Raw genomic sequence first — 20,797 nt, forward strand, 5'->3', positions numbered from 1 at the left:
ATAAATCAGGCACACAGTCGCCCCTTTTTCGCAGGTAATAATTGGACGGTTTCCGCGAAAAAGGGGCTATTTATATGGAAATCATTGAAACTTCTCCCGATTGGTTCGGCAGGAGTTTTTTGTTTGTTATGAGCAAGGCCTAATGCTGAATGTTCTGCACAAGCATAAAAAAGCCGCGTCATTTGCCATACTAAGGGTTAGCTATGTGTTTGTTGCAGCAGCTAGACATTAAGAATAAAAGGCAGGGATGCGCGATGGACAACGATCAACGGATGACGGGAAACAGAAAAGCGGGGTGGACCGGCGAGACGGAGGCGCCTCCGGTCGTTCCGACCGAGGAAGGCAAGAAAGCGGCCGTGACGGAAACCATTCAGCAGCTGGGACAGACGGGGCTTCCGACCGGCGGAGAATCCAACGTCTTTTGCATGACGATTATTGGGCAAATCGAGGGTCATCTCGTGCTGCCGCCGCAAAATAAAACGACCAAATACGAGCATATGATTCCACAGCTAGTGGCAGCCGAGCAAAATCCGCGAATCGAGGGACTCTTGATCATTTTGAATACCGTTGGCGGCGATGTGGAAGCAGGGCTTGCCATTGCCGAAATGATTGCATCGCTCAGCAAACCGACGGTAACGGTTGTCATAGGAGGGGGTCATAGCATCGGCGTGCCTATCGCTGTTGCCGCAGACCATTCGATTATCGCAGAGAGCGCAACGATGACGATTCACCCGATTCGCATGAGCGGGTTAGTCATTGGCGTGCCGCAAACCTTCGAATACATGGAGAAAATGCAGGAACGCGTCGTGCGCTTTGTGACGAGCCACTCGGGGATCACGGAGGAACAGTTCAAGGATCTGATGTTCAAGACCGGCGAATTGAACAGAGATATCGGTACTGCGGTTTCGGGTACAGACGCCGTAAAGTATGGCTTAATGAACGAAGTGGGTGGAATCGGACAGGCATTAAGCCGACTGAATAGCATGATCGCCGAGCGTAAAACGATTCAGCCCGGGGGGATTACGCAATGACTTGGTACAGCGTCATGCCCTTGGATCCGACGACCGGGCTGCTTCAAGTGGAGCAGGAGGTCATGTCCAGGGAAGTTCGAGTCGATGGCATTTTGATGGAAGTGAAGCCTGTAACGGAAGAACAGGCGAAAATCGTTCGTTTATTGGATTGCGGGCTTCATGATTACTTGAACCCGCGCTACGCGCCAGGGACCATGATTCGCTATATTCCGACCGTCGAAAATGAGGCTAAAGGCTGAAAACAGAACATAGGTACGCCACCGAATATTATGCTATAATATGGATTCGGGGGTGACACATTTGGCAAAGCGGAAAAGAAAGAAGAAGGCAGCCTTTGCAGCCGTATTGAAATATGAAATTTATGGAATTGTATTGATGACACTCTCGGTCATCGCGTTATCCGGAGAAGCACCGGTGGGGCGTTCCCTGTCCAAGATGTCGGGATATCTGCTGGGTAAGTATTATTTTATCATCCCCCTAATCGGCATTTATTACGGGTTAATGGTGATGATTCACCGAAAATGGCCCAAACGGTGGAACAGCAGGCGTACCGGTGTCCTTCTCCTGGTATTATCGCTCACCTTAATGAGCAGTATTGCAGGTCTGGAGTCCAAATTGGCTCCGATCGGACAATTGAATGCATCGAGTGCGATGAGCCAGATACATAGTGATTTGCAGGGCGAGCTCCTTCATGCCGGGGCGGATGACGGACGTCATCCCGTCATGGGCCGGGATATCAGCGGGGGTTATGTTGGAGCCTTGCAGTTTGCCCTCTTGTTGATGCTGTTCGGCAGCATCGGGGCAAAGTTGATTGTGATTGTCATGCTGTTTATCAGCTTCATGCTGATTACGAATCTGTCCTATGTCGATTTAATGCGGATGTTCCGCGTCAGGGTTGTGAAAGCCGGGGAACGAATCCAAAAGAAAATGAACAGCCAGCAGACGAAATCAAAGGCGGCGGCGAAGGCAAGCGCCAAGGAGCAACGCATACAGCTGCCGGAGGATCTGGATGAAGACGATGACCTCGACGATATGGAAGGCATGCGGCTGCCGAAGCGTAAAGCGCCGCAATTCTTCCAACTGTTTGGTTCCAAGGGCAACAAGCGGAACGAAGCCGCAGAAGAGGCAGAGGATGTTATGGATGAGTCGGCTCCGGTATTTACGGTTGGCAACGGACATGGTGAGCATGATGAGGGCGAGGTCGTACTGTTCAGCCGAGCGGATCAAACGGAGGAGGGGACGGATGCTGCATTTTCTGCACCGGATCCTGTGCCTTCTTCGCCGATTATTCGCGATTTCTTTGAGCAGGTGAAGCAAGAAGGTCGATTGGATGACGATCAAGACGATCACGAAGCGGTGATGCCTCCGGCACATGAGGACCCTTCGGGGAACGCGGCATCAAGTTCGGATGCCATGGTTGACCCGGAGACGCTGAACGGCGAGACGAATTCAGCTGTTATGGCGGATACTGGTGGGCAAGAAGGATCGGCACCGACAGCGCCTCCGGCTCCGCCGCCCAAGCCGTACAAGCTGCCTCCGTTCCGGCTGCTGTCCAAACCGAACAACGGCGGCAAAGGCGGAGACCAGAACGATTACATGCAGACAGCGCGAAAGCTGGAGGCCACGCTGGAAAGCTTTGGCGTTCGGGCCAAGGTTCTGGAGGTTGTCCGGGGTCCGTCGGTAACACGCTATGAAATTCAGCCGGACATCGGCGTCAAGGTCAGCCGGATCGTGAATCTGACCGATGATATCGCACTCGCGCTTGCGGCCAAGGATATTCGGATGGAGGCGCCGATTCCAGGCAAGTCCGCCATCGGGATCGAAGTGCCGAACAATGAAGTTTCGCTCGTCACCATGCGTGAGGTTATGGAAACGCCGACGTTCCAGGACGCGGAATCGAAGCTGTCGATCGCGTTCGGCCGCGATATTTCGGGCCAGACGATTGTCGGTAATTTGGCACGGATGCCCCATCTCCTAGTTGCAGGCGCCACGGGTTCCGGTAAATCCGTATGCATCAACGGCATTATTACCAGCATCCTGTATAAAGCGAAGCCGGATGAGGTTAAGTTCCTGATGGTCGATCCGAAGATGGTCGAACTCAATGTCTATAACGGGATTCCGCATTTGATGGCGCCGGTGGTAACCGACCCGAAGCGGGCCTCCTTAGCGCTTAAGAAAATCGTCGTGGAGATGGAGAAGCGGTATGAGCTGTTCTCCAAGTCGGGAACGCGGAATATTGAGGGCTACAACAATCTGATGAAGGATAATCTGCCTGCGGTATTGCCGTATATCGTTGTCATCGTGGACGAGTTGGCCGATTTGATGATGGTTGCGGCCAACGACGTGGAGGATGCGATTACTCGATTGGCCCAGATGGCGCGTGCAGCCGGAATCCATCTGATTATCGCGACGCAGCGTCCGTCGGTCGACGTTATCACCGGGGTCATTAAAGCGAACATCCCGTCGCGTATTGCCTTTGGCGTGTCTTCGCAGGTCGATTCCCGAACCATTCTGGATATGGCGGGCGCCGAGAAGCTACTTGGCCGCGGGGACATGCTGTTTATGCCGATGGGCTCCTCCAAGCCAATCCGCGTTCAGGGAGCCTTTATGAGTGATCATGAGGTCGAGAACATCGTGGATTTCGTCCGGGATCAAGGACAAGCGGAGTATGACGAGTCGTTGGTGCCTGAAATAGAGGAATCTGCAGGCGCGGACGAAGAAGAATTGGATGAGTTGTATGAACAGGCGGTGACCATCGTATTGGAAGCTAAGCAGGCATCCGTATCGCTGCTGCAGCGGAGAATGCGTGTAGGGTACACCCGTGCCGCCCGCCTCATCGATTCCATGGAAGCGCGCGGAGTGATCGGTCCTTATGAGGGCAGCAAGCCGCGGGAAGTGCTGATGTCCATCGAGCAATATCAGCAGCAGCAGAATCGAATCAGCTAAGCGACTCATTGTATGATCACAACTAAAAAAGGAAGCGAACAAACCTGGACTCCTGGTGGCTCGCTTCCTTTTTTGCATGTTCAGGGGACGCTGTTGATTTTGCGATATTGGCTTGCCGTCATGTTCATGATTTTTTTGAAGGTCCGGTCAAAATGGGTGAGGCTTTCGAAGCCGATCGATTCGGCGATGTCCACGATTTTCAGATCCGTATCCGTCAGAAGGCGCTGCGCCTCGCGAATCCGGGTGAGGTTGAGGTAATTAATGATGGTAAAGCCCGTAATCTCTTTGAAGATCCGGGACAGGTAGAACGGACTGATGTAGAAGGTTTCGGATAATCCCTGCAGCGTGATTTTGTCTGCGTAGTGGACGTGAATAAACTTCACCACGTCCGTGATTTTCTGATGGAGCGGATTCATGGAGACGTTGGCAGGCAGTGAGGCGGAATGGGTTAATCGATAGGTTTTGATTAATAACTCCGTAAGCAGCACCTGCAGCATATGCTCATACGAAGCGGAGCGTTCCCGGATCTCATCGGCCATTTTATTCAGAATTTGCATGATGATGGCCTGCTCCGGCACGGTTAAACGCAGCAGCGGCCGATCCTGGTTAAACATGCCGAGCAATCCCGATGCCAGCAAGGGATGGCCTTTACCGAGAAAGGAATCGCTGAAATTAATGACGATACGCTCATGCTCCGGGTCTCCATGGCCCGAGGTTTTATGGACATCGAATTTATTGATGAGAATCAGGTCCCCCGCCCGTATGGAGTACAGCTTCTCTTTGATAAAATAATGGCGTTCTCCCGAAACCAAATAGTAGATTTCATAAGTTCCGTGATAATGGTTATTCCGTTCAAAGGGCTTTGTGCGGTGAATGCGATGATAGTAAAATTCGCCTTCTTCTTCTCCGTAGGATACGGTATGGGTTTCGCTGGATATGACAATCGCCCCCGCTTCGTTCAGATCATAACATCTTGGAGCTTTTTCAATATATACAGCTATATTGTATCAACTTCTTCTTGCAAAACAAAGCAAGATATGTTGAATAATCCTCTATATTCGCAATAAACGTGAAGAAATCCAACTGATGATGCCGTAACATAGTAGATAATCTACAGAAACGGACGGTGAAATCATGAGACCTTTTATGGATGAACATTTTTTGCTTCATAACGAGACTGCTCGCATCTTATACCACGATTATGCTAAAGCCATGCCAATCATCGACTACCACTGTCATTTGAGTCCGCAAATGATCGTTGACAATCACCGGTTCGTGAACTTAACGGAAGCCTGGATCAACGGTGACCACTATAAATGGCGGGCGATGCGTGCTGCAGGCGTGGAAGAGGCCTACATCACGGGAGGGCCGGGCGTGAACGATTATGACCGCTTCTTGGCTTGGACCCGCACCGTGCCGATGACGATTGGCAACCCCTTATTCCATTGGTCGCATTTGGAGCTGCAAAGGCTGTTCGGCATATCGGATATCATTCAGGAAAAGACTGCTCCGCGAATTTGGGAGGCGGCAAACAAGCGCCTACAGGAACATGATTTTACGACCAGGGGGTTGATTACGTCAAGCAACGTGAAGGTCGTGTGTACGACGGATGACCCGGCGGATAGCCTGGAATATCATATCAAGCTGGCAGAGGAAGGCGATGCCGGATTTCAGATGCTCCCGTCGTTCCGTCCGGACAAGGGGCTGGAGATTAACCGGGAGACGTTCGTTCCTTGGGTGAAGTTGCTCGCCGAGCGAAGCCGGATCGAGATAGCGGATTATCCGGCATTTCTGGCAGCGCTGGAGCAGCGGGCGGAATTTTTCCATTCGGTTGGCGGCAGGGTATCCGATCATGCGCTGGATTACGTGCCTTATCGAGAGGTCAGCGAGGCGCAGGCGGGCGACATTTTCTTGAAAGCGCTTCAAGGGGAGAGGGTTTCCCGGGAAGAAGAAGAACAGTTCAAGACGCATACGCTGCTTCATCTCGGCCGTGTCTACGCCAGGCTCGGCTGGGTCATGCAGTTCCATATCAATGCCCAACGCAACAACAACACAAGGATGTTCCGACAATTGGGTCCGGATACCGGTTATGATTCGATTCACGATAGTCCGATCGCCGTACCGCTCGTTAAGCTGATGGATCGGCTCGATCAAGAGTCGGCGCTTCCGAGAACGATACTCTATTCGCTCAACCCCAGCGATAACGATATCCTTGCAGCACTTATCGGGAGTTTTCAAGGAGACGGCATTCCGGGCAAAATCCAGTTCGGCTCGGCGTGGTGGTTCAACGACACCAAAGACGGCATGGTCGAGCAGATGAGCAAACTCGGCAATATGGGCCTGTTGAGCCGATTCGTCGGGATGCTGACCGATTCCAGAAGTTTTTTGTCTTACACCCGGCATGAGTATTTCCGCCGTATTCTTTGCAATCTTCTCGGCGAGTGGGTTACGCGGGGCGAAGCGCCGGATGATCTTCCGTGGCTCGGAGGCATCGTGCAGGATATCTGTTACAACAACGCCGAGCGTTATTTCCGGTTTGGCCAGACGGAAGGGAGATAAACCATGGGTACGAGCACGGACCGAAGCGGATCGTTGAAGTTGGTCGGACGGAAGTTTCTCCAGCAGCAGGATATACGCCAGGACTCGGAGATGTTGAACTTCCCCGTGAAGGTGCTGCAAATCGGCGAAGGTAATTTTCTCAGGGGCTTTTTCGATTGGATGATCTATGAATGCAACCGGCAGGGGCTGTTTCAAGGGAGCGTCGCGGTCAGTCAGCCAAGACCCGGCGGAAGGCCCAAGCTGGAGCAGCTGCGGGAACAGGAAGGGATATACGGCCTGCTGACCCGAGGTCTGCAGGATGGACGAAAAGTTGAGAAGGAGCAGTGGATTCCGGTGTTCTCGAAGATCGTGGATCCCTATGCGGAATGGGAGAACTTCTTAAGGATCGCCGAGTTGGATTCCCTGGATATCATCGTTTCCAATACCACCGAGGCGGGCCTCGATTATCAGCGCAGTGAATGGAATCCGGACGAACCGGTGTTGTCGTATCCCGGCAAGCTGACCATGCTGCTGTACCGGCGTTATAAACATTATGAGGGCTCTCCGGACAAGGGCTTGATGATATTGCCCTGCGAGCTTCTGGAACGAAACGGGGATATCTTGCGATCCATTGTTTTGCGGCATGCCCAGGATTGGGGGCTTTCGCCCGCCTTTCAGAGCTGGGTGGCGGAGCACAATCTGTTCCTGAACTCGCTTGTAGACCGGATCGTAACCGGCTATCCGGACGAAGCGGAGCGTTATTTTGATAAATGGGGTCATCAGGACCGATTGCTCAACACGGCCGAGCCCTATTATTTCTGGGCGATTGAGGGCGATCCGTCACTGGAGTCCAGACTGCCTCTACGGTCGGCGGGCCTTCAGGTAAGCTGGGTATCCGATCTGACTCCGTATCAGGTTAGAAAAGTAAGGATCTTGAATGGAACGCATACCCTTATGGCTTCGATAGGCCTGCTCCATGGCTTGAACGAAGTGAAGGAGATGACGGAAAGTCCTGAATGGGGTGACCGCATCCGAAACGCGATGCTCGAGGAGATCGTCCCGGGGGTGCCCCTCCCGCCGGAAGAGGTTGCAGCATATGCCGCAACCGTGTGGGAGCGGTTCGGCAACCCCTTCATTCGGCACAGGCTTCAGGACATCGCCATGAACAGCATGTCCAAATTTAGGGTTCGGGTTCTGCCGAGCTTAAAGGAATATATCAAAATGCATAATGAGCTGCCAAGCACCATTACTCTTGGATTGGCTTCCTTGATCCGTCTGTATCATATCGGCACAAAAGAGGGGCAATGGTACGGCACGCGACTTGATGGTGAACGGCTGCCGTTAAGAGATGATCCGGATAACCTGATGACACTGCAGCAAGCTTGGCAAAAGGTAGACGGCGGGGAGTGGACTATACGTCAGCTTGTGGCCTCCATTCTTGGTAACCAGAGGATATGGGGCGAGGATCTGAACCGAATTCCCGCTCTTCATGAAACGATAAGCAGTTATATCGAAGAAATGGAGCTGAACAACACACATGAGTGACATCGTCATACTTCACAGCAAGGATGATGTCGGCATTGCGCTTCGTCCTTTGTCGGCAGGAGAACATGCCATCGGGATCTTGAACGGGAAGGAGCATGCCATCGAATTAACGGAGGACGTCCCGAAGGGTCATAAGGTGGCTCTGCGGTGGATTGAGGCGGGTAGCCATGTTTTCAAATTCGGTTATTCGATCGGTCTGGCGAAGGAAGCCATTTTGCCGGGGACCTGGATTCATACCCACAATTTGAAAACAGGTCTCTCCGGTGAAGTGGAGTATCAGTATAAGCCAAACGCGAATCAAGGGCTTGAGCCTTCAGCTGCCAGCCACGGCTCGTCAACTTTCCAAGGATATGTCAGACCGAACGGCGAGGTTGGAATCCGCAACGAAATCTGGATCATCAACACCGTCGGCTGCATTAATAAAACCTGCGAGCTGCTGGCACGAATGGCAGGTCAGCAGTTTCAAGGGAGAGGGATTGATGGGATTTATCATTTTCCGCATCCTTACGGCTGCTCGCAGCTCGGAGATGATCTGAGCCATACCCAGCGCCTATTATCCTCCCTGGCTCAGCATGGCAATGCCGCAGGCGTGCTCATTATCGGGCTCGGCTGCGAGAACAATCAGATCGATCAAATGCAGGCCATGATCGGGGAGCAGGACGGGAATAGGATCAAATATATGCGTGCCCAGGACATGGAGGACGAATTGGAGGAAGGGTTGTCCCTTATATCCGAGCTCGTGGAATATGCGGAGACCTTCAAAAGAACGGAGGTTCCTCTCTCCAAACTGAAGATCGGGCTGAAATGCGGCGGGTCGGACGGCCTCTCGGGCATTACGGCCAATCCGCTGGCGGGCCGCATCGCGGATACGATTACCGCCTATGGAGGCACCGCTCTTCTAACGGAGGTGCCGGAGATGTTCGGAGCCGAAACGATCCTGATGGATCGGGCTGCCGACGAGCAGGTGTTCCAGGATATCACCTTGCTCATCAACAACTTTAAACAATATTTCGTCTCGCATGGACAGGAAATCTATGAAAATCCGTCTCCCGGGAATAAAGACGGCGGCATCACGACCTTAGAGGAGAAATCGCTGGGATGCACCCAAAAAGGGGGGACTGCAACCGTATCCGATGTGCTCCGTTACGGCGTAAGAACTTCGAAGCCGGGACTGAACCTGATCGAGGGGCCGGGCAATGACCTCGTATCGGTTACGGCACTCGCTGCAGCCGGCGCCCACCTCGTGCTGTTCACGACCGGAAGGGGGACGCCGTTTGGGGGGCCTGTACCAACCGTCAAAATCGCGACCAATTCCGAACTAGCCAAACGTAAAAAGCATTGGATCGATTATAATGCGGGAGCTCTGCTGGAGGGCAAAAGCATGGATGAGCTTCATGCGGAACTCTTGGAGGTCATCGTTCATTTGGCCTCAGGCGTTGAGAAGACGCAAAATGAACGGAACGGCTTTCGGGAAATATCCATTTTCAAGGATGGCGTTATTCTATAAATTCAATCGCTTTTTAGTAATTGATTAGAAAGAGGAGGAGCACGTATGTCCAATCCCGTACAGCAGCAGGCACAGTCCGCTTTGTTACCAATAGAACTCGCCGCCAAGGCGTGCCAATCGATCATGGAAACGTATTTGCCCGAGCAGCTTCCGCCTGCAGGCAGGTGGCATTACCATCAGGGCGTATTTTTGGTTGGGTTGTCTCAATTGTGGAAATTTAACGGGGACGCCAAGTTTTTGAATTATATCAAAGGCTATGTTGATCATCTGGTGGACGCTAACGGCAACCTGCTGCTGGAGCGGGGGGAGCTGGATTCCGTTCAAGCGGGCCTGCTCCTGATGGAATTGGATGCTGTGTTTCCCGAATACCGCTACAGGGCCGCAGCAGATAAACTGCTCCGCTTGCTGTCCACGCTGAACCGGACCACCGAAGGCGGCTATTGGCATAAGGACCGGTATCCATACCAGATGTGGCTGGACGGACTGTATATGGGCGGCGTATTTACGATGAACTATGCGAGGCAGTATAACGAGCCGCATTTATTTGACGAGGTATTGTTCCAGGAGAAGCTGATGCGCTCCCATACCAAGGATGAGGCTACCGGTTTGTATTATCATGCTTGGGACGAGAGCCGAACGATGCCCTGGGCGGATCCGGTCAGCGGGCAGTCTCCGGAATTTTGGGGACGCGCCATAGGCTGGTATGCGCTGTCGCTTGTCGAGTTCCTCGATTTACTGCCTGAGCATCATTCGGCGAGGGAAGAGCTGGCTGCCGCGCTACGTGAATTAAGCGAAGCGCTGGTGCGTTATCAGGATCCGGCTACCGGTCTGTGGCATCAGGTTGTGGACAAAGGGGGGCGGGAGGACAATTGGCTCGAAACCTCCTGCTCCAGTCTTTTCACCTATACCTTGGCAAAAGGAGTCCGTCTGGGTTATCTGGATCCTTCTTTTATGACGTATGCGAGACAGGGATATCAAGGCCTGGTCCAATGCGTATATCGCAATGACAAGGGACATTTGGTCATGCCCCACATCTGCATCGGCACGGGGGTAGGCGATTACAAGCACTATGTGGAAAGGCAGCAATGCGAAAATGACCTTCATGGCGTCGGAGCGTTGGTCATGGCGTGCGTAGAGCTAGGCAGAAGCGACGGATGAAAGCGTGTTTGAACGCTGCAACTGATACAGAACATTTAAGGAGCTGTTCCCTCATAGGAGCAGCTCTCTTTGCGCTTATAGGAACTTCTGCGCTCATGCCGTCCTCAGGGAATAGGTGCATAGGATATTGGCAGGCTTGTCATAATAACGGTAGCGAGGCTTGTTAAACCACAAGAGAAAGGTAGAGCGCAGCATGAAAAACTCAAGAATCTGGATTCTGATCAGCATTGCGATACTGTTATCTGCCGTCGTCTTCGCCCAGGGAAGGCTGAAAGCGGATCACAGTTCGAGTCAACAGGAAGCTTTGCCGACCTTTAGCCAGCAGACCATCAAATTCGGTTCCACCGGCGAAGACGTGTATGAGCTGCAAGGGCGACTGAAGTACCTAGGCTTTTATCACGGCAAAATCGACAGCGTGTTCGGTTCCAAGACCCAAGGCGCCGTCAAGTGGTTCCAATCCGAGTTCGGCATGAAGGTGGACGGCATCGTGGGGCCGAAGGTCAAACTGAAACTGTATAACGCCACCAAGGATTTCCGTCCGACCGCTCCGAAGCTTCATGAAGGCGGAGGTGCAGCGGCCGGTGCTGGCGGAAACGGCGGCGGTACTAATCAAGGGAATAACAACTTAGCCTCATCGAATACTATGGGCCTGTCCGACAATGATTTGAGAATCATGGCGAATGCCGTTTACGGCGAAGCGCGCGGAGAGCCGTTTGAGGGACAGGTCGCCGTAGCGGCCGTTATTCTCAACCGGGTGAAATCGCCAAGCTTCCCGAACACGCCGCATGGGGTTATATTCGAGCCGAGAGCATTTACCGCGGTCGCTGACGGCCAAATATGGCTGGAGCCGAACGCGCAGGCTCGAAAAGCGGTGGAGCAGGCGCTGAACGGCTGGGATCCTACAGGAGGATGCTTGTACTACTTCAATCCGAAAACAGCCACCTCGCCATGGATTTGGACGCGTCCTCAAGTCAAAACCATCGGTCAACATATCTTCTGTATGTAGCTCAACCAACGGCAACCGGGGCCTGTCTTCGGTTGCTTCTTCACTTTGCGATGGGTTAGAATGTAAGTTATCTATGAAGTAAATTATGGCAACGACAATCCATGATGTAAGGGGATATGGACCTTGACGAAAACGGAATTTGAACACGGTACTGCCGGAGGGATACGGATTCACGTGTTGCCGACAAACCGATTCAAGACATTTGCGATATCGCTTTACGCCGGAAGCCCGTTAGCGGAGGAAACCGTGACCTCGACCGCGCTTACGCCTTTTGTACTGCGCAGAGGGACGGTTTCTTACCCGGAAACCAGAGAATTCCGCGAGCAGCTGGAGCAGCTGTACGGCGCCGGGTTTGGCTTTGACGTGTATAAGCGCGGCGATTATCAGATCGTGCACTTCCGCATGGACACGATCAATGACTCTTTTGTTAAGAGCCCTGAGAGCCTGCTGCGCTCCTCATTTGCTTTTCTGGGCGAGGCATTCACCCAGCCTGTGCTGGAGAATGGCGCATTCCGCAAATCTTACGTGCAGACCGAGCGCGACACGGTCCGCAAGAAGCTGGAGTCTATCGTAAACGATAAGATCCGTTATGCCGCCGAGCGCTGCATTGAGGTTATGTGCAAGAACGAGCCGTACCGATTGCATCCGCTCGGAGAGCGGAAGGACCTTGACGGCATCACGCCAGAGGGCTTGTATGAATCTTATCAGAAATGGCTCCAAGAGTCCGTTTTGGATTTGTACGTGGTTGGCGATACGAGTCTGGATGAGGTGAAGACGCTCGTCGAGGAGCATTTTAAACTGAATCGGACGGAAAGCAGGGATTATGTTCCTTCTATCACGCGGACGGCCGCTAACGAGACGCAGACGGTCGTGGAGAAGCTGGACATCAATCAAGGCAAACTCAACATGGGCCTTCGAAGCACGATTACGTACGGAGATGATGAATATGCCGCTGCGCTCCTGTATAACGGGATTTTGGGAGGGTATCCGCATTCGAAGCTGTTTGTTAACGTGAGGGAGAAGGAAAGTCTGGCGTATTACGCTTCCTCCCGATATGACGGTCATAAAGGGATTGCTACCATTCAATCCGGGATCGAGGTACAAAATTTCGAGAAGGCGGTCGACATCATTCGCCAACAGCTCGATGACATGGCCAAGGGTGCCATCTCGGACATCGAAATGACCCAGACGAAAGCCATGATCCGCAACGTGATCAAAGAAATGCAGGATTCGGCCTTCGAGATGATTGCGTATGATTTTAACCGCACGCTGTCGGGACGGGAACGTACGCCGGATGAGCTGCTGAAGCAGGTCGAGGGCATTGCAGTGGACGATGTGAAGCAGGCGGCTTCGGCATTTTCCCTGGATACGATCTATTTCCTGAAAGGTCAAAAGGAGGAATAGCCGGTGGAGAGCATTCATTATGACAACCTGCAGGAAACGCTGTATTACGAAGTGATGGATAACGGTTTGCACGTGTATGTGCTGCCTAAACCCGGCTTCCAGAAAACCTATGCGACCTTCGCAACCAAGTACGGTTCGGTCGATAACCATTTCAAGGTCCAAGGCGAGTCCGAGACCCGGGTTCCGGACGGAATTGCGCATTTTCTCGAGCACAAAATGTTTGAGGAGCCGGAAGGCGACATTTTTGCCAAGTTTGCTTCCAATGGCGCCTCGGCGAACGCCTTTACCAGTTTTGACCAGACCGTGTACCTCTTCTCGGCCACGGAGAACATTCATGAAAATTTGGAGACGCTGATCGATTTCGTGCAGAATCCATATTTTACCGACCAGAACGTGGAGAAGGAAAAAGGGATCATCGGCCAGGAAATCAACATGTATCAAGACAACCCGGATTGGCGCGTGTACTTCGGACTGATCGAAGCGATGTATAAGGTGCATCCGGTGCATATCGACATCGCCGGCACGGTGGAATCCATCGGGACGATTACGAAAGAAGATCTGTATACGTGCTACAATGCGTTCTATCACCCGAGCAACATGCTGCTGTTCGTGGTGGGGGGCGTCGATCCCGAGGAAACGATGAACCTGATCCGATCGAACCAAGCCCGAAAATCGTACGACAAACAAGGTTCCATTGAGCGTTTATTCGATCCGGAGCCGCATGGGGTCGAAGAGAAGCGGAGGGAGAGTCGCTTGGCCGTATCGCTGCCGAAATGCCTGTTCGGCTTCAAGGAGAAGCAGGTGGGTTTATCGGCCGATGAGCAGCTGCGCCGCGACCTGACGACCAAGCTGATGATGGATCTCCTGTTTGGCTCCAGTACGGAGTTGTATCAGAAGCTGTACGATGAGGATTTGATCTCCGACAGCTTCGGTCATGAATATAACAGCTCGCCCCAGTATGCGTTCTCCGCGGTTGGCGGGGACACGAAGGATCCGGATCAACTGCTGGAGCGCATCCGTACCGAGGTGGATAAGCTAAAGGCATCCGGATTCCAAGCCTCGGACTTTGAACGGGCCCGCAAGAAGAAAATGGGCGGATACTTGCGTATGCTCAATTCCCCGGAAAACATTGCCCATGAATTTACTCGCTATCAGTTCCGCGGCGCCGATTTCTTCAACGTTTTGCCGGTTTATGAATCCATCACCCTGGAGGATGTCAACCGCCGCCTGCAGGAGCATGTCGATTGGAACCAGCTGGCTGTATCGATCGTCGTGAGTCCGTAATGAAGCAAGACATGGGAAGAGAATTGAAGCCGATCGGGGAAATGACGGTATTGATTACGGGTGCGAGCAGAGGCATAGGGGCGGCTGTCGCCGAACGCTTTGCCTCGGTCCGCATGAATGTGGTCATCCACTACATGAATTCGCACGAGACGGCCAACGAAGTAGCTCGCCGCTGCATGGCTTATGGAGCCAAGGTATTAACCGTATCCGCCGACCTGCGCGACAAAGAGCAGATATTACGGATGAAAGAGAAACTGCAGAGTCATGGTATGGAGCCGGATATTCTGGTTAACAACGCGGGCGTGTCCCATTACGGGCTTTTGTCCGACGTGACGGAAGAGCAGTGGGATACTTTGATGTCCATTAACCTGCGTGGGATGTTTCTGTGTTCCCAGGCTTTTATGGGGCGCATGGTTTCCCAGCGCTTTGGCAGGATCATCAATGTATCCTCGATCTGGGGGTTATCCGGAGCCTCCTGCGAGGTATTGTATTCGACAAGCAAAGGCGGCGTTAACGCCTTTACGAAGGCCCTCGCGAAGGAGCTTGCCCCGTCAGGCGTAACGGTGAACGCCGTGGCGCCCGGTGCGGTCGATACGTCCATGCTGGGGCATCTGGAGTCGGATGAAATTCGCATGCTGGAGGATGAAATTCCGGTCGGCCGATTGGCGCAGCCGGATGAGATTTCGTCGCTGGTGTATTTTTTGGCGCTGCCCGAGTCGGGCTACATTACCGGGCAAGTGATCAGCCCGAACGGAGGATGGGTGACCTAGATCTCGTTCGTGGTGCAATTCACCACTCATAAGGTATTGGTTACGGGGACATATTACTATTGTTACTTTAAATCTGAATTGCCACCACGCAAAAGGAGGATTTAATTCATGTCATCCGTAATCAAAAACTTTGATTCCTGGAAGAAATTCCTGGGCGAGCGCGTCGTTCAAGCCGAGAAAGCGGGCATGAGTGAAGACACCATTTCCCAGCTGGCTTATGAGATCGGTGATTTCCTCGATGAGAAGGTTGATCCGCAAAACTCATCCAACCGGGCACTGAAAGAATTGTGGGATGTAGGTAACGAGGAAGAACGCCACGTTATCGCGCGTCTGATGGTGAAATTGGCCAAGAACAACGCATAATCCATTAACAAAAAGCCCCCCGACAATGGGGGCTTTTTGTCAAGAAAAAAGAATGTAATTTTCATGTCACCGTTAATACTTGCCTTTCATTTTTATTTTATATATCATTAACGTGACCCATTTTTCATTTGACCTGTTTTTGCGTGCAATTTTCGCTGGAATTTGTCGAATATTGATGGAAAAGAAGTGCAAAGAGGTGTCTTTGTGGAATCGAATCAATGGTACATGGAATATAAGATACATAAGAACCGGCCCGGTTTGCTCGGTGACATTGCATCCGTGCTGGGCATGCTCGAAGTGAACATACTGACCATTAACGGCGTGGAAGGCCAAACCCGCGGAATGCTGCTCGAGACGGATGACGAAGAAAAAATTGTTCTGATGGGTAAAATGTTAAACAAAATGAAAAATATTACGGTATCAGCCTTGAGGCCCCCGAAACTGGTGGATATTCTGGCTGTCCGTCATGGACGATATATCGACCGGGACTCGGATGATCGTAAAACGTTTCGTTTTACGCGTGATGAGCTCGGTTTACTTGTTGATTTTTTGGGTGAATTGTTCAAAAGGGAAGGTAATCAGGTCATCGGCCTCCGCGGGATGCCACGCGTGGGCAAAACCGAGTCCATTATCGCCGGCAGCGTCTGCGCGATGAAGCGCTGGACCTTCGTTTCCTCTACGCTGCTCCGTCAAACCATTCGCAGTCAACTCTCCGAGGACGAGATGAATACGAACAACATTTTTATCATTGACGGCATTGTGAGCACGATCCGGTCCAATGAACGCCACTATCAGCTCCTGCAGGATATCATGGGAATGGAGAGCACGAAGGTGATCGAGCATCCCGATATCTTTGTTCGCGAATCCGAATATTCCTACGATGATTTCGACATTATCATCGAATTGCGAAACAATCCGGAAGAGGAAATCGTTTATGATACGTTCACGGGCTCTTATAGTGACGATTTGTAATATTTTTGTTTGACTTTGACCACGAAATTCTAAAGTAGGAGGTGATGGCATGTCCGAACTGGGACAGCAATTAAGGGAGGCGCGTCTGCAAAAAGGGATGAGCCTTGATGATGTGCAGGAAATGACTAAAATACGCAAGCGATACTTGGAAGCCATCGAGGCAGGGGATTACAAAGTACTTCCCGGCAGTTTTTACGTGCGGGCATTCATCAAAACCTATGCGGAAGCGGTGGGGATTGACCCGGACGAACTGCTTGAAGGGCACAAACAGGATGTGCCTAAATCCGAACCGGAAGCGACCATGGAGCCGGTTATTCAAAAGCGCGCCAGCAGACCGACAGCCGAACGGAACATGAAATGGCTGCCTACGCTGCTGATGTGGACGTTCCCGATCCTGATCGTTGTTGTCATATATTTGGTGGCCATCAATTCGAATGAGCCTAAGGACGAACCGCCGGTCAGCAACAATGATCAGACGCAGACCGATCAGGCGCAGAACCCGCAAACTCCGGATAACACGGATTCCGGGACGCCAGGCGACGGAGCGCAGGGCGGCGACAATGTTCCGGACGGCACGGTTAACGAAGGCACGGACGGAGAAGGAACTGACACCCCGGACGGAACAGAAGGCACAGACGGAACGGACATCGATGAACCGGGTGATTCAACGCCTGGAACGGCTACGGTGACGCAGGACCGGACGGAAGGCAAGAACACCGTATTTAAGGTATCGGGCTCGTCCGTGAAGGTTGAGATTGTGGCCACGAGCGAAGGCAAGAGCTGGGTCGAGGTATACCGCGGAAACAATACTTCCGGGGAGAAGCTGGCTTTCCAAATGCTCGAGAACGGTGCTTCGCTGAGCTTTGACATGGACAGCCAGGGACTCTTCGTGAAATCGGGGAATTCCGCTGCAACGACCATTACGGTTGGCGGCCAGCCCGTAACGGATGGCAAGTCCACGTCGCGCATCGTGCTGGAGCCGGCCGATGGTTCCGCAAGCACCATGGATAATACGGGTACCGGGGATACATCAGATACATCGGATACCACCGACTTCGAATAATTGCCTGTCCCCCAGGTCATCATAACAGCATGCAGCTGCATGCTGTTATTTCACTTCCCGAAAGAGGTGATGCTCTGTGACGGTCAATTGGATTATATTCGGACTAGGCGTTATCGTCAGCCTCTTAGGCTATTATTTGATTCCGAGCAGCTGGGGGTATGGCATATTAGGCTTTGGGCTGGCACATATTTTACTCGGCATACTGAGTATGTTCCGCCGTCCGGTGCATGATGAGAAAGCTAGCAGTTGAGGGAGCGGGCTTCGTTTTCGCCGGATGATGTTGGCGATAAGCGGAGTCTTTTTCGTTCCTGATCCATCTCGGATTCCTTACAGGATTAGACTTGTCTCTCGGTTTTACCTATAATAGAAGCATTATCGCCAAATGAAAGGAAGGATTCACCATGGCTTCAGAAAGCTCATTTGATATCGTATCCAAAATGGATATGCAGGAACTTACCAATGCGGTTAATCAAGCGGAGCGCGAGATCGAAAACCGTTTTGACTTCAAGGGCAGCAAAAGCAGCTTGAAGCTGGACAAGGACGCGCTGGTCATTGCCTCCGATGACGAGTACAAACTCAACGCCGTTATCGATATTTTGCAGACCAAGATGGTGAAGCGGGGCTTGTCGCTTAAAAATGTGGAGTACGGTAAGATCGAGCCGGCTTCCATGGGTACCGTCCGTCAGCGTCTGACCTTGAAGCAGGGAATCGACCAGGAGAATTCCAAAAAGATCAATATTTTGATCCGTGATTCCAAGCTGAAGGTCAAGAGCCAGATTCAAGGCGACCAGATTCGGGTAACCGGAAAAAGCAAGGATGATCTTCAGCAGATCATGCAGCTGCTTCGCAAAGCCGACCTTTCCTTGGATCTGCAATTCACCAATTTTAAATAAACGCTCCTCTCCCTCCAAGCAATAAGGGGTGGGCTCGGCTGGTTTGTTTCTTTTGACAGGGCGTCAACGGAAATATTATACTAAAAAACGATATATAAGGATTAACGTATACATAGATTACTGGGGGATGAAAATGACAGACAGCGATGCACGCTTCAAACCCTTTAGGCTCTTGGGAAGAGCGACCCTGATGACATGCAGAAGAATAACCGCTGCAGGGTCTGCCGAGTTAATAAGACAACCCGTTGCAAGGGAGGTTGCCCCATGAATTTACCCAATCGTATCACGTTGGCCCGCATTTGCTTGATCCCTGTCATGATGATTTTCCTGCTGGTGGATTTTGATTTTTATCCGGATCCCATTGTGTGGAATGATTTTGTCCTGCCCTATAACCAATTGATTGCGGCACTGATATTCATACTTGCTGCAAGCACGGACGGCATTGACGGGTATCTGGCCCGGAAAAACAATATGGTGACGAATCTGGGTAAACTTCTGGATCCGCTGGCGGACAAACTGCTGGTTGCGGCCATACTCATATCGCTTGTAGAGATGGGAAAATGCGAATCCTGGATTGCTGTTGTCATCATCAGCAGGGAATTTGCGGTGACTGGCTTGAGACAAATTGCGCTTCTGGAAGGTTCGGTAGTCGCAGCAGGTCAATCCGGAAAAATCAAGACGGTGATTCAGATCGTGGCGATTGTCGCGCTTCTGATCAACAATTTCCCGTTTGTATTTTTGGGGATTCCGTTTGATGTCATTGCGATCTGGGCTGCCGCGCTGATTACGATCTATTCGGGAATCGAATATTTTGTCCAGAACAGGCACCTTCTCAAAGGTACCGGGGCATAACGGCAATAGGAGCCATCCTATTGCTTTTTTCTTCCGCCGGGTAAGAATAACGAAGGCAGCTACTAACGAAGAGATAGAAGATACGGGAGGATCGATGAATCATGAAAGCAGAAATCATTGCAGTTGGAACAGAACTTCTCCTCGGACAGATCGTGAATACCAACGCACAGTATTTGTCCAGACAGCTTGCTTCAATGGGGATCGACGTGTACTATCAAACCGTTGTCGGGGACAACCTGGAGAGGCTCAAGGAGGCCTTGCGCCTGTCCAGCAGCAGAGCCGATATTGTACTCCTGTCCGGCGGTCTCGGTCCCACGCAGGACGATCTGACGAAGGATGCGCTGGCTTCCTTTCTAAATCGTTCCTTGCATATCGACCGGATGGCCATGGACCGGATTGAACGCTTCTTTCATGAGCGGGGATCCGTCATGACCGAGAACAATCGGCGCCAGGCTCTCGCCATCGAGGGAGGCACCCCGCTTCCGAACGAGACAGGCCTGGCCGTCGGGAACGCGGTATCCTATGAAGGCACTCATTATATCGTTTTGCCGGGGCCGCCCAAAGAATTGATGCCGATGTTTGAGCAGGAGGCCAAGCCTTGGCTTCTGCAGCATGTGCTCACGGATGAGCTTCCCATCTATTCGAAGATGCTCAAATTCGCGGGCATTGGGGAGTCCGCGCTGGATCAGCGCCTGGAGGACCTGATTACGGCCCAGACCGATCCGACGATTGCTTTGTATGCCAAGGATGGGGAGGTCACCGTCCGCATCTCCACGAAGGCCTCCAGCGAGTCTGAGGCGATGGTCCGGCTGAATGAACTCGAAGCCAGGATCCAGGAGAGAGGGCCTGAATTTATGTATGCCAACGAGGATGTGCCCATCGAAAAGGTCATCGTGGACATGATGGCAGATCGAAGCTGGACCCTGAGCGCGGCGGAGAGCTGCACGGGAGGACTTGTAGCGGAGACCCTGACCTCCATTCCCGGAAGCGCATCGATGTTTCTTGGGGGGATCATCTGTTACACCAACCAGATCAAGGAGAAGCTTGTGCATATCCCGCATGCGCTGCTGGAGGGGGACGATGCGCCGGGGGCCGTCAGTGCGGAGGTTGCTGAAGCGCTTGCGGATCATGTCCGGATGGTAACCGACAGCGACTTCGGTTTATCGGTGACAGGCGTGGCAGGTCCGGGTTACGCGGAACGCAAGCCTATAGGGCTGGTCTACATCGGATTGTCCCAAAGGGGCAAAGAAACGGAAGTGCATGAGCTGAACCTCCAAGGCAACCGCGAAACGATCCGGCTCCGCGCAACCAAGGCGCTGTTATACCGGCTTTGGCAGCGTCTCGTAGCCTCTGAGCAGGCTTAGGCTTCGTGGCCAAAGGCGACCGAGTATTTGGAAAAGTAAAAAATTTACACCTTGCTAAATAGCTGTTCTTGAATTCAGGAACCGTTCCAAGTATAATGGGA

At 52.2% G+C, this 20,797-nt stretch carries 19 protein-coding genes; 18 read left to right on the top strand and 1 reads right to left on the bottom strand.

Going from position 1 to position 20,797, the window contains the following annotated elements:
• Positions 1-254: 254 nt before the first annotated feature.
• Genes JNUCC32_RS05270 through JNUCC32_RS05280 form a run of 3 tightly spaced genes read left to right on the top strand, consistent with a single transcriptional unit; the run spans position 255 to position 3,977 of the window.
• On the top strand, positions 255-1,031 hold the full coding sequence (locus JNUCC32_RS05270) for a ClpP family protease (protein ID WP_009594727.1): 777 nt from the start codon (positions 255-257) through the stop codon (positions 1,029-1,031).
• Positions 1,028-1,270, top strand: coding sequence for a YlzJ-like family protein (locus JNUCC32_RS05275; protein ID WP_009594714.1), 243 nt, complete (start codon positions 1,028-1,030; stop codon positions 1,268-1,270). Before JNUCC32_RS05270 ends, JNUCC32_RS05275 begins: the two co-directional genes overlap by 4 nt.
• 40 nt (positions 1,271-1,310) lie before the next feature.
• Positions 1,311-3,977: an FtsK/SpoIIIE family DNA translocase gene (locus JNUCC32_RS05280; RefSeq protein ID WP_430623451.1), complete on the top strand. Its 2,667-nt coding sequence runs from the start codon at positions 1,311-1,313 to the stop codon at positions 3,975-3,977.
• Positions 3,978-4,057: 80 nt separating this feature from the next.
• On the opposite strand, the gene JNUCC32_RS05285 is transcribed toward JNUCC32_RS05280, so the two are convergent.
• Complete coding sequence (locus JNUCC32_RS05285; RefSeq protein ID WP_015736289.1) at positions 4,058-4,921, bottom strand: helix-turn-helix transcriptional regulator; 864 nt, start codon at positions 4,919-4,921, stop codon at positions 4,058-4,060.
• A gap of 190 nt (positions 4,922-5,111) precedes the next feature.
• On the opposite strand from JNUCC32_RS05285, the gene uxaC reads away from it, so the two are divergent.
• From uxaC to JNUCC32_RS05360, 15 genes are all read left to right on the top strand, one after another.
• Positions 5,112-6,536 carry a glucuronate isomerase gene (gene uxaC, locus JNUCC32_RS05290; protein ID WP_192571294.1) on the top strand — a complete coding sequence of 475 codons (1,425 nt, stop codon included), beginning with the start codon at positions 5,112-5,114 and terminating at the stop codon, positions 6,534-6,536.
• Between the two features lie 3 nt (positions 6,537-6,539).
• The gene (locus JNUCC32_RS05295) at positions 6,540-8,060 is read left to right on the top strand and encodes a tagaturonate reductase (RefSeq protein ID WP_192571295.1); all 1,521 of its coding nucleotides are present in this window, start codon (positions 6,540-6,542) and stop codon (positions 8,058-8,060) included.
• On the top strand, positions 8,053-9,567 hold the full coding sequence (locus tag JNUCC32_RS05300; protein WP_096774489.1) for a UxaA family hydrolase: 1,515 nt from the start codon (positions 8,053-8,055) through the stop codon (positions 9,565-9,567). The genes JNUCC32_RS05295 and JNUCC32_RS05300 overlap by 8 nt, the downstream gene beginning before the upstream one ends.
• Positions 9,568-9,612: 45 nt before the next feature.
• Positions 9,613-10,725, top strand: coding sequence for a glycoside hydrolase family 88/105 protein (locus JNUCC32_RS05305; RefSeq protein ID WP_192571296.1), 1,113 nt, complete (start codon positions 9,613-9,615; stop codon positions 10,723-10,725).
• Positions 10,726-10,918: 193 nt separating this feature from the next.
• Positions 10,919-11,731 (top strand): spore cortex-lytic enzyme, encoded by an 813-nt coding sequence (gene sleB, locus JNUCC32_RS05310; RefSeq protein ID WP_192571297.1) that lies wholly within the window; start codon positions 10,919-10,921, stop codon positions 11,729-11,731.
• 123 nt (positions 11,732-11,854) lie between these two features.
• The gene (gene yfmF, locus JNUCC32_RS05315) at positions 11,855-13,135 is read left to right on the top strand and encodes an EF-P 5-aminopentanol modification-associated protein YfmF (protein WP_192571298.1); all 1,281 of its coding nucleotides are present in this window, start codon (positions 11,855-11,857) and stop codon (positions 13,133-13,135) included.
• A gap of 3 nt (positions 13,136-13,138) precedes the next feature.
• Entirely contained in the window at positions 13,139-14,419 is a 1,281-nt protein-coding gene (gene yfmH, locus JNUCC32_RS05320; RefSeq protein WP_192571299.1) for an EF-P 5-aminopentanol modification-associated protein YfmH, read from the top strand.
• Positions 14,419-15,189: an elongation factor P 5-aminopentanone reductase gene (gene ymfI / locus JNUCC32_RS05325; protein ID WP_192572600.1), complete on the top strand. Its 771-nt coding sequence runs from the start codon at positions 14,419-14,421 to the stop codon at positions 15,187-15,189. The genes yfmH and ymfI overlap by 1 nt, the downstream gene beginning before the upstream one ends.
• Before the next feature lie 108 nt (positions 15,190-15,297).
• Complete coding sequence (locus tag JNUCC32_RS05330) at positions 15,298-15,552, top strand: DUF3243 domain-containing protein (protein ID WP_009589302.1); 255 nt, start codon at positions 15,298-15,300, stop codon at positions 15,550-15,552.
• A 204-nt stretch (positions 15,553-15,756) separates the two neighbouring features.
• On the top strand, positions 15,757-16,524 hold the full coding sequence (locus tag JNUCC32_RS05335) for a DUF3388 domain-containing protein (protein ID WP_009589314.1): 768 nt from the start codon (positions 15,757-15,759) through the stop codon (positions 16,522-16,524).
• A 49-nt stretch (positions 16,525-16,573) separates the two neighbouring features.
• Entirely contained in the window at positions 16,574-17,587 is a 1,014-nt protein-coding gene (locus JNUCC32_RS05340; protein WP_192571300.1) for a helix-turn-helix domain-containing protein, read from the top strand.
• Between the two features lie 76 nt (positions 17,588-17,663).
• The gene (locus JNUCC32_RS05345; protein WP_009589315.1) at positions 17,664-17,837 is read left to right on the top strand and encodes a hypothetical protein; all 174 of its coding nucleotides are present in this window, start codon (positions 17,664-17,666) and stop codon (positions 17,835-17,837) included.
• A gap of 151 nt (positions 17,838-17,988) precedes the next feature.
• Positions 17,989-18,480, top strand: coding sequence for a YajQ family cyclic di-GMP-binding protein (locus JNUCC32_RS05350; protein WP_009589306.1), 492 nt, complete (start codon positions 17,989-17,991; stop codon positions 18,478-18,480).
• 264 nt (positions 18,481-18,744) lie between these two features.
• Complete coding sequence (gene pgsA, locus JNUCC32_RS05355) at positions 18,745-19,332, top strand: CDP-diacylglycerol--glycerol-3-phosphate 3-phosphatidyltransferase (protein WP_009589313.1); 588 nt, start codon at positions 18,745-18,747, stop codon at positions 19,330-19,332.
• Between the two features lie 101 nt (positions 19,333-19,433).
• Complete coding sequence (locus JNUCC32_RS05360; RefSeq protein ID WP_015736280.1) at positions 19,434-20,696, top strand: competence/damage-inducible protein A; 1,263 nt, start codon at positions 19,434-19,436, stop codon at positions 20,694-20,696.
• Positions 20,697-20,797 lie beyond the last annotated feature (101 nt).

It is taken from the genome of Paenibacillus sp. JNUCC32, assembly GCF_014863545.1.
GTDB lineage: Bacteria > Bacillota > Bacilli > Paenibacillales > Paenibacillaceae > Paenibacillus_AQ > Paenibacillus_AQ lautus_A.

Excerpts from the sequence above, each read along its gene's own strand:
- JNUCC32_RS05270 (WP_009594727.1), top strand. The coding sequence starts at position 255 with ATGGACAACGATCAACGGATGACGGGAAACAGAAAAGCGGGGTGGACC.
- JNUCC32_RS05275 (WP_009594714.1), top strand. The coding sequence starts at position 1,028 with ATGACTTGGTACAGCGTCATGCCCTTGGATCCGACGACCGGGCTGCTT.
- JNUCC32_RS05280 (WP_430623451.1), top strand. The coding sequence starts at position 1,311 with ATGGATTCGGGGGTGACACATTTGGCAAAGCGGAAAAGAAAGAAGAAG.
- uxaC (WP_192571294.1), top strand. The coding sequence starts at position 5,112 with ATGAGACCTTTTATGGATGAACATTTTTTGCTTCATAACGAGACTGCT.
- JNUCC32_RS05295 (WP_192571295.1), top strand. The coding sequence starts at position 6,540 with ATGGGTACGAGCACGGACCGAAGCGGATCGTTGAAGTTGGTCGGACGG.
- JNUCC32_RS05300 (WP_096774489.1), top strand. The coding sequence starts at position 8,053 with ATGAGTGACATCGTCATACTTCACAGCAAGGATGATGTCGGCATTGCG.
- JNUCC32_RS05305 (WP_192571296.1), top strand. The coding sequence starts at position 9,613 with ATGTCCAATCCCGTACAGCAGCAGGCACAGTCCGCTTTGTTACCAATA.
- sleB (WP_192571297.1), top strand. The coding sequence starts at position 10,919 with ATGAAAAACTCAAGAATCTGGATTCTGATCAGCATTGCGATACTGTTA.
- ymfI (WP_192572600.1), top strand. The coding sequence starts at position 14,419 with ATGAAGCAAGACATGGGAAGAGAATTGAAGCCGATCGGGGAAATGACG.
- JNUCC32_RS05330 (WP_009589302.1), top strand. The coding sequence starts at position 15,298 with ATGTCATCCGTAATCAAAAACTTTGATTCCTGGAAGAAATTCCTGGGC.
- JNUCC32_RS05340 (WP_192571300.1), top strand. The coding sequence starts at position 16,574 with ATGTCCGAACTGGGACAGCAATTAAGGGAGGCGCGTCTGCAAAAAGGG.
- JNUCC32_RS05350 (WP_009589306.1), top strand. The coding sequence starts at position 17,989 with ATGGCTTCAGAAAGCTCATTTGATATCGTATCCAAAATGGATATGCAG.
- pgsA (WP_009589313.1), top strand. The coding sequence starts at position 18,745 with ATGAATTTACCCAATCGTATCACGTTGGCCCGCATTTGCTTGATCCCT.
- JNUCC32_RS05360 (WP_015736280.1), top strand. The coding sequence starts at position 19,434 with ATGAAAGCAGAAATCATTGCAGTTGGAACAGAACTTCTCCTCGGACAG.